Origin of the sequence: Streptomyces sp. NPDC086777, assembly GCF_040702065.1 — a bacterium.
Classification (GTDB): domain Bacteria; phylum Actinomycetota; class Actinomycetes; order Streptomycetales; family Streptomycetaceae; genus Streptomyces.
The window spans coordinates 346,290-358,328 of the sequence record NZ_JBFBJI010000003.1; the positions used below are offsets into that span (position 1 = coordinate 346,290).

A 12,039-nucleotide genomic window follows, 5' to 3' on the forward strand; every position below is an offset into this window, starting at 1 on the left:
GTGCGGCCGAGTTGGGGGTGCCGAAGCGAATGGGGCCGCACGTGTGTGACACGTAAGTAGCACAGATGGTTGTGCAGCCGCTGAGAGCGATTTACATCACGTCCGGATGGTGGACGTCCGTGCCGCTTGCGTACGTGTTGTATCTAAGCTGTGGGCATGAGCCTGGCCGTCAAGCAGCCCCCCGCCGCCGACCGTGTCTACTCCCATGTCAAGCAGGGCGTCCTGGACCGCCACTACGAGGGCGGCACGCTCCTCACCGAGGGCGAGCTCGCCGAGGCCGTGGGAGTCTCCCGCACCCCGGTACGGGAAGCGCTGCTGCGGCTCGAGGTGGAGGGTCTGATCAAGCTCTACCCCAAGAAGGGCGCCATGGTGCTGCCGGTCTCCGCGCAGGAGATCGCGGACGTGGTGGAGACCCGGATGCTGGTCGAGGAGCACGCGGTGCGCAAGGCCGTACCGGCGTCGGCGGGGCTGGTGGCCCGGCTCCAGGAACTGCTCGACCGGCAGAAGGCGGAGGCCGCCGCCGGTGACCTGGCCGCCGCGGCCGTCACCGACCGCTGCTTCCACGCCGCGATCGTCCGCGACGGCGGCAACGAGATCCTCTCCCGCCTCTACGACCAGCTGCGCGACCGCCAGCTGCGGATGGGCGTCGCGATCATGCACGCGCACCCCGACCGCATCGCCAAGTCGCTGACCGAGCACGAGGAGATCCTGGACGCGCTGCGCGCCGGGGACGCCGAGCGCGCGGTCGACCTCGTGCACCGGCACGTGGACTGGTTCGCCCACCTCGCGCGGGGTGAGGTCCGATGAGCCGCGACAGCGTGTCGCTGCCCGGTGACCCGCCGGGCGGCCGCCGGGCCGTGGTGATCTGGAGCATAGGCGTCTCGGTCTACTTCGTCGCCGTCATCTTCCGTACGTCCCTCGGGGTCGCCGGCCTCGACGCGGCCGAACGCTTCCACGTGGGCGCCTCGGAGCTGTCCACGTTCTCCATACTCCAGCTGCTGGTCTACGCCGGCATGCAGATACCCGTCGGCCTGCTGGTCGACCGCCTCGGCACGAAGAAGGTGCTGTCCATCGGCGCCGTGCTGTTCACCGCCGGGCAGCTGGGCTTCGCCTTCTCCCCGTCCTACGGCACCGCGCTCGCCTCGCGCGCGCTGCTGGGCTGCGGCGACGCGATGACGTTCATCAGCGTGCTGCGGCTCGGCACCCGCTGGTTCCCGGCCCGGCGCGGGCCGCTCGTCGCCCAGCTCGCCGGTCTCGCCGGCATGGCGGGCAACCTCGTCTCCACGCTGGTGCTGGCCCGGCTGCTGCACGGCATCGGCTGGACCCCGGCGTTCGCGGGCAGCGCGTTCGCCGGTGTGGTCGTGCTGGTCCTCGTCCTGTGCCTCCTCAAGGACCACCCCGAGGGGTACGAGCCGGCGCCCTTCCCGCACCAGGGGGCGGGGTACGTACGCAAGCAGATCGCCGCGTCCTGGCGGGAGCCGGGCACCAGGCTGGGGCTGTGGGTGCACTTCACCACCCAGTTCCCCGCGATGGTGTTCCTGCTGCTGTGGGGGCTGCCCTTCCTGGTCCAGGCACAGGGGCTCAGCCGCGCCACCGCCGGTGAACTGCTGACCCTGGTCGTCCTCTCCAACATGGTGATCGGCCTCGTCTACGGCCAGATCGTCGCCCGCCACCACACGGCGCGGCTGCCGCTGGTGCTGGGCACGGTCGGGGCGACGGCCGTGGTGTGGGCGGCGACGCTGGTCTACCCCGCGGACCGTGCGCCGATGTGGCTGCTGGTGGTGCTGTGCGCGGTGCTGGGCGCGTGCGGGCCGGCGTCGATGATCGGCTTCGACTTCGCGCGGCCCGCCAACCCGCCCGAGCGACAGGGGACCGCGTCCGGGATCACCAACATGGGTGGTTTCACCGCCTCGATGACGACGCTGTTCGCGGTGGGGGTGCTGCTGGACGCCACCGGTGACAACTACACGGTGGCCTTCTCGTGCGTGTTCGTGCTGCAGGCGCTGGGAGTGAGCCAGATCCTGCGGTTGCGGGGACGGGCGGTCCGGCGGGAGCGGGAACGGCTGGTGGCGAGCCGGGTGGAGACGGTGCACGTCCCCGCCTAGGCCTCGCCTGGGCCTCCTACCCTTCCGCGCACCATCCGTGCGCGGTGGACCGGGAGATGCGGCGACCAGGGGACGGTCGCCGTCGGCGGCCTCCCGTGCGCCGCTCTCCTGTACGGCCTCCCCCCGGCGGCTCTCCCGGTGCGGGTCAGGCCGCCGTCGGCACGAGGGTCAGGTAGGCCAGTCCCAGTACGCCGCGGTACGTCAGCCAGGCCGCGCGGTGGGCGTCCAGGCGGGACCGGGTCTCCGTCGCGAGGGGATGAGCGGGGTTGGCCGCCAGCCACACCTCCGTGTCCGCCTGGTAGGCCGACTCGAACTCCTCCCACTCCTGCGCGCTCGCCGTCTCGATCCACTCCGGGCGGAAACCGGCGGCCACCGCGAGGTCCACCAGGGCGCCCAGGCCGTGGTGGTCGGCGGCCGAGGCGCCCGGCCACATCCCGGCCAGCTCCGCCTCGGTCGGCGTGCGCTGCCAGAAACCCTCCCCGAGCAGGACCCGCCCGCCGTCGGCCACCAGCCGCCGCAGCTCCCGCAGGGCCGGCACCAGATCGTCGCCCAGCGCCTGGCTCGCTCCGAGGCACAGCACCACGTCGGCCGGGCCCCGGCCGGTGCCCACCGCCGACTCCTCGGCGAACTCCACCCGGCCGGCCAGCCCCCGCTCCCCGGCGGCCCGCCGCCCCCGCTCCAGGTCGGCCGCGCTCACGTCCACTCCGACGCCGCGCGCCTGCGGCACGGCCGCCAGCAGCCGGAGCATCAACTCGCCCCAGCCACAGCCGATGTCCAGCACGCTGCCGGGCCGCGGACCCGCGAGGCGCCGCACCATCGCGGTCGCACGGGCCTCGGAGAGCGGGCCGTGGAAGGTGAGCCGGGTGAGGCGGGGCGGGAGGTCGTCCTGGGGCGCGGTGGCAGAGGTCATGCCGGGAAAGATAGGTCGTAACGCCCCCGCGGGGCACCGAATTACCGGCGCACCGTGCTCCCGCCTCTATCCGGATTCTTACCGCGTGACCTACCGCGTGATCTGCCGAGTGACCTACGGCGTGACCGCGAAGTTGCGCAGGATCGCCGCCGTCAGCTCCGGTTCGCCCTCCGCCTTCACCCGGTCCGCGACCGCGTCCGGGGTGGTGCGGCCGCAGGCCAGGCGGACGTAGGTCTCCCAGTCGAGGGTGAAGGTGGCGGCGGGGCCGAGGGCGGGGGCCGTTTCGAGGGTGCCGCGGCCCTGGATGTCGACGCGGATGGTGCGCATGAACTCGACGGGACCGTGCACGTCCAGGACGATCGCGGAGCTGCGCGGTGCGTTCGCCTTCTCGGCGACGACGGCGGGCAGCTCGGCGAGCAGCACGTCACGGGCGATGTGCGCGCCGGGGGAGTCGAGGTTGCCGGGGCGCCCGAGGGCGGCCCGCAGATCCTGCTCGTGCACCCACACGTTGAACGCGTGGCCGCGCATCGACTCCTCGAGGGTGAGCTCGCTGCCGAGCGGGCCACGGACCTTGGCGCCCGGGTCCCGCGACTCGTTCCGCAGCTGGCGGTTGCGGCGGATGATCACGTACTCCAGCTCGGAGGTCATCTCCGGCGCGGTGTGGTGGCGGCGGACGTCGACCTGCATCTCCATGTAGCGCTGCTGGTCGTTGGTGACGTGGAAGAGGTCGCGCGGCAGGGTGTGGATGGGGCGCGGGTCGCCGAGCATCTCGCAGTCCAGGCCGATGACGTGGGAGACCACGTCCCGCACCGACCAGCCCGGGCACGGGGTCCGCCGGTTCCACTCGCCCTCGACAAGCGGCGTCACCAGCTCGGATATCGCTTCGATGGAGTGGGTCCAAGCGTCGGCGTAGGGCTGGAGGGTGGGATGCAGACTCACGGAACGGGACCCCTCGGCGGTCGGTACTCGGGCAGGTGATGGCGGCGCTGCCAGCGGGAGGTGGCTGCTGTCGGCGGGTGTCTTGAAACGCTAAGTTACGCTGCTGTGAGGCACCCCGGCAGTGCTTTCGTGTGACGATCGTAGGCCCGTGTGGACGGCTCGAATGCCAGGACGGTGGTAGTGTGCGCGCCTCGCTCATCCAGATCGACGTAAACGAGGGCGAATCGGTCGAATCTCGTCGGCAGCGCGTGACCGCACTGGTACGCGAGCAGGCGGACGCCGATCTCGTCGTACTGCCCGAGCTGTGGACGACGGGCGCGTTCGCCTACGAGGAGTTCGCCGCCGAGGCCGAGCCGCTCGAAGGCCCGACGTACGAGGCGATGGCGAAGGCGGCGAGCGACGCGGGCGTCTGGCTGCACGCCGGCTCGATCCCCGAGCGGGACCCGGACGGCCCCCTCTACAACACGACGCTCGTCTTCTCCCCCGCCGGTGAGCTGGCCGCGGCCTACCGCAAGATCCACCGCTTCGGCTTCGACAAGGGCGAGGCGGTGCTGATGAGCGCCGGACAGGAGCTGGTGACGGTCCGGCTGCCCGGGACCACACTCGGCGTGGCCACCTGCTACGACCTCCGTTTCCCCGAACTCTTCCGCGGACTCGTCGACGCCGGCGCCGAGACGCTGGTGGTCTCGGCGGGCTGGCCCGAGCGGCGACGCGCGCACTGGACGCTGCTGGCCCAGGCGCGGGCGGTCGAGAACCAGGCGTTCGTGCTCGCGTGTGGAACGGCCGGGACGCACGCCGGAGTTCCGCAGGCCGGTCACTCGATCGTGGTCGATCCGTGGGGCGAGGTGCTGGCCGCGGCGGGCGCCGGCGAGGAGATCCTCACCGTCGACCTCGACCCGGCCAGGGTCGCCGCGACCCGCGAACAGTTCCCGGCCCTCAAGGACCGCCTCCTCGGCCTGGCCCCGCCGCGTCACCGCTGACCCGCTACTCCCCGTCCCGTTCCTTGTCGGCGAGGTGGATCACGCACACCGCCACCGCGATCAGCAGCGCCGGGTCCGCGTCGTCCCGCACGACGTCGACGCCGTAGGTCTCCCGCACATGCAGCCAGCGCCGGGAGATCACCGCCAGCAGTTCGCCGTCGTACTCGACGGCGAACTCCCGGTCGAGGATCTTGCCGCTGACGTCCAGTTCGGTGCCCTCGGCCAGCCGCACCCGGTAGTGGTTGCGCAGCAGCGACAGCCGCTTGCGCCTGATGGTCGCCAGCGGCTCGCCCTCGCGTTCGATCACCATCGTGTCGCGCAGGGCGAACATCTTCTGGTGGAAGTCGACGAGCACGCGCCCGTGCCGGTCCTTCAGCTCGAACGTGTCGCGCACCCGCATGGCCTTGCCGTCGACGAGGAAGACCTTGTCGCCGTGCTCGTCCTCGATCCAGTAGTCCTCCCCGAACCCGAGGAGCCGGTCGCGCACCATGAATCTCATACCCGTACCCCTTCCCACCCCACCACCCCGAAACGCCGCCGGTAGCCCGAGGGGCTGAGCGCACGCTGTGGCCAGGAGCGCGGAATAGCGTCCGGGACGCGTGTGGTTGGCTTGAATCATGGCGAAACGCGTACGTGTCCGCGCCCCCGAGCTGATCGGCAGGGGTGGCTGGCTGAACACAGGTGACAAGCAGTACACCCTGGCTGAGCTGCGAGGACGCATCGTCGTCCTGGACTTCTGGACCTTCTGCTGTATCAACTGCCTGCACGTCCTCGACGAGCTGCGTGAGCTGGAGGAGCGGCATCGGGACACGGTGGTGATCGTCGGGGTGCACTCGCCGAAGTTCGTGCACGAGGCGGAGCACGAGGCGGTCGTCGACGCCGTGGAGCGGTACGGCGTGGAGCACCCGGTGCTGGACGACCCGGAGCTCGCGACCTGGAAGCAGTACGCGGTCCGGGCCTGGCCGACGCTGGTCGTGATCGATCCGGAGGGGTACGTCGTCGCCCAGCACGCCGGCGAGGGGCACGCGCACGCCATCGCGCGGCTGGTCGAGGAGCTGGAGGCGGAGCACGAGGCGAAGGGCACGCTGCGGCGCGGTGACGGGCCGTACGTGGCGCCGGAGCCCGAGCCGACCGACCTGCGCTTCCCCGGCAAGGCGCTCCTGCTGCCGTCGGGGAACTTCCTGGTCAGCGACACCACCCGGCACCAGCTGGTGGAGCTGGCGGAGGACGCGGAGACGGTGGTCCGGCGGATCGGTTCCGGCACCCGCGGCTTCGCCGACGGTCCGGCGGACACCGCCGCCTTCAACGAGCCGCAGGGCCTCGCGCTGCTCGACGACGGCTCGGTGGTCGTCGCCGACACCGTGAACCACGCGCTGCGCCGCCTCGACCCGGCCACCGGTGCGGTGAGCACGCTGGCCGGCACCGGCCGGCAGTGGTGGCGGGGCTCCCCGACCGCCGGCCCGGCCCGTGAGATCGACCTGTCCTCCCCCTGGGACGTGGCGGTCTTCGGCGGCAAGGTGTGGATCGCCATGGCCGGCGTGCACCAGCTGTGGACGTACGACCCGGAGACCGGGACGGTCGCGGTCGCCGCCGGTACCACCAACGAGGGGCTGGTGGACGGGCCGGCCGCCGAGGCGTGGTTCGCGCAGCCCTCCGGCCTCGCGGCGACGGCCGACCGGCTCTGGCTCGCCGACTCCGAGACCAGCGCCCTGCGCTGGGTCGACCCGGACGGGCAGGTCCACACGGCCGTCGGCACCGGTCTCTTCGACTTCGGCCACCGGGACGGCGCCGCCGGACAGGCGCTCCTGCAGCACCCGCTGGGTGTCACGGCCCTGCCCGACGGCTCCGTCGCGGTCTCCGACACCTACAACCACGCGCTGCGCCGCTACGACCCGGTGACCGGCGAGGTCACCACCCTGGCGACGGACCTGCGGGAGCCCAGCGGCGCGGTGCTGGCCGGCGACCAGATCGTGGTCGTCGAGTCGGCGCGGCACCGGCTGACCCGGCTGCGGCTGCCCGAGGAGGCGGTCCGGGTGGAGTCGGTCGCCCACCGCACCCGGCGCGCGGCGACCGAGGTGGCTCCGGGCAGGCTCCGGCTGGACGTGGTCTTCCAGGCCCCGGCGGGCCAGAAGCTGGACACCCGGTACGGCCCGTCGACCCGGCTGCTGGTCTCCTCGACCCCGCCGGAGCTGCTGCTCGAGGGGGAGGGTGCCGACACCGACCTGTCGAGAGAGCTGGACCTGAACCCGGCGGTGACCGAAGGCGTCCTGCACGTCTCGGCGATGGCCGCGTCCTGTGACGACGACGAGGCTGGGGGCACCTCCCGGTCGCAGACTGGGGGAGGGTACCCGGCCTGCCATGTGCACCAGCAGGACTGGGGGGTGCCGGTGCGGATCACGGAGGGTGGGGTGGACCGGCTTCCGCTGATTCTCGCCGGGATGGATCAGCGTCCCTGAAAGGGGCGTGGGGAGCTGCGTGATCAGCCCCCCACGCACCCGCGGCCCGCACACGGCCGGCCGACCCGCTACCGCCGCCGCGGAACCAGCTTGATCACCGCGACCCCGGCCGCCAGCAGCGTCGTGACCGCCCCCACCATCGCGGCGGAGATACGTTCCTGCTCGTTGTGGGCCGGGATCAGGACGGCGGGTCAGGGTCTGTCGCCCGGGAAGCCGATCTTCCGGGCCCGTCGGTGATCGAAAGTCTTCACGAAATCTGTACAGATGCGGCAGTTGAAAGCCGTAACGGATTGCTCACGGTTGCCCGTGATGCCCCTTTGGGTGTCGCAGTGTCCGTTACACGCCGTACCCGTCGCCGTATCCGTCATGGTGGTGATGGTGCCGTTCCTCCTCGACCACGGTCGTCGGCGGCACCATGACGCGCCGGCGGTTTGCGATGCTGCTGAACGTGGCGACGCCGATGATGCCGACGGCCATCAGGATCAGGCCGACGACGTCGAGGTTGACGCCGTTCATGTGCCAGTCGGTCGCGAACGTGAGGATGGCCCCCACGGCGATGAGGATGATGCACCCGCCGAGCCCCATGAGCGTTGCCTTCCCTTCAGGTTCGGTGGTGGTTCCGGTCCACTCCGGGTACCCAGGGACGGGCGGGCCATGTGCAACTAGCCCTCCAGGAACGCCACCAGCGCGTTCGCCAGCAGGAACGGGTCGTCGGCGCCGCACAGTTCGCGGGCGCTGTGCATGGAGAGGATGGCCGCGCCGATGTCGACGGTCCGGATGCCGTGCCGGGCCGCGGTGATCGGGCCGATCGTGGTGCCGCAGGGCATCGAGTTGTTGGAGACGAAGGTCTGGAACGGGACCCCGGCCTTCTCGCAGGCGGCGGCGAAGACCGCCCGGCCCGAACCGTCCGTGGCGTAGCGGTTGTTGACGTTGACCTTGAGGATCGGGCCGCCGTTGAGACGGGGGTGGTGGGTCGGGTCGTGCCGCTCCGCGTAGTTGGGGTGGACGGCGTGACCGGTGTCGGAGGAGAGGCAGACGGTGCCCGCGAAGGCTCTCGCCCGGTCCTCGAACGACCCGCCGCGCGCCAGCACCGAGCGCTCCAGCACGCTGCCGAGCAGCGGGCCGTCCGCGCCGGTGTCGGACTGGGAGCCGGTCTCCTCGTGGTCGAAGGCGGCGAGGACGGGGATGCAGGGCAGTTCGGCGCCGCCCGTCGCCACGGCCGCCAGCGCCGCCGTACCGGCGTGCACGGAGAGCAGGTTGTCCATCCGGGGGCCGGCCAGCAGGTCCTGGTCGCGGCCCAGGTAGGCGGGCGGTTCGACGGTGTAGGTCATCAGGTCCCAGCCGGTGACCGAGCCGGCCGGCAGGCCCGCCTCCTGCTCCAGGAAGGCGATCAGGTCGCCGTCGCGGACGTCGTCGCCGAGGCCCCAGATCGGCTGGAGGTGGCGCTGCTTGTCGAGCTTGAGCCCCTCGTTGCTGACCGAACGGTCGAGGTGGATGGCGAGTTGGGGCACCCGCAGCAGCGGCCGGTCCACGTCGACGAGGCGGGTGGAGCCGTCGCGCAGGCTGAGCCGGCCGGCCAGGCCCAGGTCCCGGTCGAGCCAGGAGTTCATGAGCGGTCCGCCGTAGATCTCCACGGCGACCTGGCGGAAGCCGTGCGCCCCGGTGTCCGGACGGGGCTTCACCCGCAGGTTGGGGGAGTCGGTGTGGGTGCCGACGATCCGGAACGGCGTGTGGGGCGCGACGCCCTCCGGGACGTACCAGGCGATGATCGCGCCGCCGCGCAGCACGAACTTGCCACCGGCGGTGCCGTCCCAGGCGTCCGTCTCGGCGACCTGCCGGAAACCGGCCTTCTCCAGCCGTGCGCCGGCGCTCGCCACGGCGTGGTACGGCGTGGGGCCTGCAGCGAGGAAGGACATCAGGTCGTCGGTGTGGCCGCGATCGAAGCGGGAGGGTTCGCTCATGTGCTTCACCTTAACGACGTACGGTGGCCCGCTCCCCCGGAGAGGGAGCGGGCCACCGCGGCGGACTCGGTCGGCCGGGAGGGTCAGAAAGCGGCCTCGTCCAGCTCCATCAGGTCGAGGTCGACGTCGGCCGCGATCTTGCGGGCCAGGGTGACGGCCGGCAGCACGTTGGCCGCGAAGAACTTCGCTGCCGCGATCTTGCCGGTGTAGAACGCCTTGTCCTTGTTCGACGCCGTCTGCAGCTTCTCGGCGGCGATCGCGGCGCCCTTGAGGAGCAGGTAGCCGACGATCACGTCACCCGAGGCGAGCAGCAGGCGGGTGGTGTTGAGGCCCACCTTGTAGATGTTCTTGACGTCCTGCTCGGTGGCCGCGAGGTCGGTCAGCATCAGGCCGACGATCGACTCCAGCTCGACGGCGGCCTTCGCGAGGTGCTCGCGGGCACCCGCCAGCTCCTCGCCACCGGTGCCCAGCGCCAGGAACTTCTTGATGTCCTCGGCGAGGGAGTTCAGCGCCGCGCCCTGGTTGCGGACGATCTTCCGGAAGAAGAAGTCCTGGCCCTGGATGGCGGTGGTGCCCTCGTACAGGGTGTCGATCTTGGCGTCCCGGATGTACTGCTCGATCGGGTACTCCTGGAGGAACCCGGAGCCGCCGAAGGTCTGCAGCGACTGGGCGAGCTGCTCGTAGCCCTTCTCGGAGCCGTAGCCCTTGACGATCGGCAGGAGCAGGTCGTTGAGCGCGTGCTCGGCCTTCGGGTCCTCGCCGTTCGCCTCCTTGACCATGATCGCGTCCTGGATCGAGGCGGTGTAGAGGACGAGGGCGCGCATGCCCTCGGCGTACGCCTTCTGCGTGATCAGCGAGCGGCGGACGTCGGGGTGGTGGGTGATGGTGACCTTGGGCGCGGTCTTGTCCAGGAAGTTCGCGAGGTCCGGGCCCTGGACGCGCTCCTTGGCGTACTCCAGCGCGTTCAGGTAGCCGGTGGAGAGCGTCGAGATGGCCTTCGTGCCGACCATCATCCGGGCGAACTCGATGATCCGGAACATCTGGCGGATGCCGTCGTGCTTGTCGCCGATCAGCCAGCCCTTGGCCGGGTGGCGGTCGCCGAAGGTCATCTCGCAGGTGTTGGAGGCCTTCAGGCCCATCTTGTGCTCGACGTTGGTGGCGTAGACGCCGTTGCGCTCGCCCAGTTCGCCGGTCTCGACGTCGAACAGGTACTTCGGGACGAGGAAGAGGGACAGGCCCTTGGTGCCGGGGCCGGCGCCCTCGGGGCGGGCGAGGACGTAGTGGAGGATGTTCTCCTCCATGTCGTGCTCACCCGAGGTGATGAAGCGCTTCACGCCCTCGATGTGCCAGGAGCCGTCCTCCTGCTGGACCGCCTTGGTGCGGCCGGCGCCGACGTCCGAACCGGCGTCGGGCTCGGTGAGCACCATGGTCGAACCCCAGGTGCGGTCCACGGCGAGCTGCGCCCACTTCTTCTGCTCCTCGGTGCCCTCCTCGAAGAGGATGCGGGCGAACGCCGGGCCGGAGGAGTACATCCAGACGGCCGGGTTGGCGCCGAGGACCAGCTCCGCGTACGACCAGATCAGCGACGGGGGAGCGGTCGTGCCGCCGATCTCCTCCGGCAGGCCGAGGCGCCAGTACTCGGAGTCCATGAAGGCCTTGTAGCTCTTCTTGAAGGACGCGGGGACCGGGGCGGTGTTGGTCTCCGGGTCGAAGACCGGGGGGTTGCGGTCGGCGTCGGCGAAGGACTCCGCGAGCTCGTTCTCGGCGAGCCGGGTCAGCTCCTCCAGGACGCTCTTCGCGGTGTCGGTGTCCATCTCGCCGAACGGGCCGGTGCCGTACAGCTTGTCGCGCCCGAGCACTTCGAACAGGTTGAATTCGATGTCGCGGAGATTGGACTTGTAGTGCCCCATGGTGACGGCTCCGTATCCGGATCGGCGAGGCACTGAATCCTCGCGCAAGCTTTCACATACCAACGAGTAGCTCCGATGATGCTACCCGTCGGTAATAAGACGCAACCCCCACCGGGTGAAGTGTGAGAAGGGTCTACCTTCTCGCGGACGCCGCGTGTCTCGGTAGGCTTGCGCGCATGTATGGATACGGCCAGCCCATGGACGGTGGGGCCGCGCAGCAGCAGTACGCCCAGCCGCAGCAGCAGATGCCGGGCGGACTCGGCGGCTACGGCCAGCAGGCGCCGCTCTATCCCGAGCCGTCCCCGCCGTCCCTCGCGGACGCGGTCCGTGCCTTCACCACCGGTCAGGTCACCGCCGAGGACTTCCAGCAGGTCTTCGCCACGTCCAAGGTGTACTGCCCGCGCGGCGACAACCCCGGGTTCCTGGCCCTGCACAACACCCAGCAGCCGGTGATCCCGATGTTCACCTCGCTGAAGGAACTGCGCCGGTACGCGGGCAAGGAGTCCAAGTACTTCGTGATCACCGGCGCGGAGGTGATCGACCTCCTCCCGACCGGTTACGGCTTCGTCCTGGACATGGAGGGCGAGCACCGGATGGTCTTCGACGCCAAGGCGGTCGAGCAGATGGTGGACTTCGCGATGCGGCGGATGTACGGCTGAGGCTTCGCCGGGAGTGCCGCGACGGGTCGTCGGTCGACTGCGCCGCCGTCGTGGCCGGTCGCGCAGTTCCTCGCGCCCCTTATGTGGCGCTGCCCTCTGAAAACATGGACCTGTTTGTC

11 protein-coding genes are annotated in these 12,039 nt (G+C 70.8%); 5 read left to right on the forward strand and 6 right to left on the reverse strand.

The annotated features are described in order from the left end of the window. The first annotated feature begins 156 nt into the window (after positions 1–156). Positions 157–807 carry a GntR family transcriptional regulator gene (locus AB0472_RS06525; RefSeq protein WP_366353904.1) on the forward strand — a complete coding sequence of 217 codons (651 nt, stop codon included), beginning with the start codon at positions 157–159 and terminating at the stop codon, positions 805–807. After that, a complete protein-coding gene (locus AB0472_RS06530) occupies positions 804–2,105 on the forward strand; it encodes an MFS transporter (protein WP_366353906.1) in 1,302 nt (433 codons plus the stop codon). Before AB0472_RS06525 ends, AB0472_RS06530 begins: the two co-directional genes overlap by 4 nt. Positions 2,106–2,250: 145 nt before the next feature. Here the strand turns inward: AB0472_RS06530 and AB0472_RS06535 are convergent, their stop codons facing one another. Next, positions 2,251–3,015, reverse strand: a complete 765-nt coding sequence (locus tag AB0472_RS06535) for a class I SAM-dependent methyltransferase (protein ID WP_366353908.1) — start codon at positions 3,013–3,015, stop codon at positions 2,251–2,253. 114 nt (positions 3,016–3,129) lie between these two features. Further along, positions 3,130–3,954, reverse strand: coding sequence for a maleylpyruvate isomerase family mycothiol-dependent enzyme (locus tag AB0472_RS06540; protein WP_366353910.1), 825 nt, complete (start codon positions 3,952–3,954; stop codon positions 3,130–3,132). Positions 3,955–4,136: 182 nt separating this feature from the next. Here AB0472_RS06540 and AB0472_RS06545 point away from each other — a divergent pair, with 182 nt between their 5' ends. Next, positions 4,137–4,934 (forward strand): carbon-nitrogen family hydrolase, encoded by a 798-nt coding sequence (locus AB0472_RS06545; RefSeq protein ID WP_366353912.1) that lies wholly within the window; start codon positions 4,137–4,139, stop codon positions 4,932–4,934. A gap of 4 nt (positions 4,935–4,938) precedes the next feature. Here AB0472_RS06545 and AB0472_RS06550 read toward each other — a convergent pair whose 3' ends face one another. Then, the gene (locus tag AB0472_RS06550) at positions 4,939–5,433 is read right to left on the reverse strand and encodes an LURP-one-related family protein (RefSeq protein WP_366353914.1); all 495 of its coding nucleotides are present in this window, start codon (positions 5,431–5,433) and stop codon (positions 4,939–4,941) included. A gap of 118 nt (positions 5,434–5,551) precedes the next feature. Between AB0472_RS06550 and AB0472_RS06555 the strand changes: the two genes are divergently transcribed. Beyond that, positions 5,552–7,390 (forward strand): NHL domain-containing thioredoxin family protein, encoded by a 1,839-nt coding sequence (locus AB0472_RS06555; protein WP_366353916.1) that lies wholly within the window; start codon positions 5,552–5,554, stop codon positions 7,388–7,390. Positions 7,391–7,726: 336 nt separating this feature from the next. Here the strand turns inward: AB0472_RS06555 and AB0472_RS06560 are convergent, their stop codons facing one another. The 3 genes from AB0472_RS06560 to AB0472_RS06570 form a co-directional block, all read right to left on the reverse strand. After that, entirely contained in the window at positions 7,727–7,975 is a 249-nt protein-coding gene (locus AB0472_RS06560) for a DUF6458 family protein (protein ID WP_366353918.1), read from the reverse strand. A gap of 77 nt (positions 7,976–8,052) precedes the next feature. Further along, positions 8,053–9,351: a M18 family aminopeptidase gene (locus tag AB0472_RS06565; protein WP_366353920.1), complete on the reverse strand. Its 1,299-nt coding sequence runs from the start codon at positions 9,349–9,351 to the stop codon at positions 8,053–8,055. 83 nt (positions 9,352–9,434) lie between these two features. Then, a complete protein-coding gene (locus tag AB0472_RS06570; RefSeq protein WP_366353922.1) occupies positions 9,435–11,261 on the reverse strand; it encodes an acyl-CoA dehydrogenase in 1,827 nt (608 codons plus the stop codon). 176 nt (positions 11,262–11,437) lie between these two features. Here AB0472_RS06570 and AB0472_RS06575 point away from each other — a divergent pair, with 176 nt between their 5' ends. Continuing rightward, positions 11,438–11,920 (forward strand): SseB family protein, encoded by a 483-nt coding sequence (locus AB0472_RS06575; RefSeq protein ID WP_366353923.1) that lies wholly within the window; start codon positions 11,438–11,440, stop codon positions 11,918–11,920. Positions 11,921–12,039: the final 119 nt, after the last annotated feature.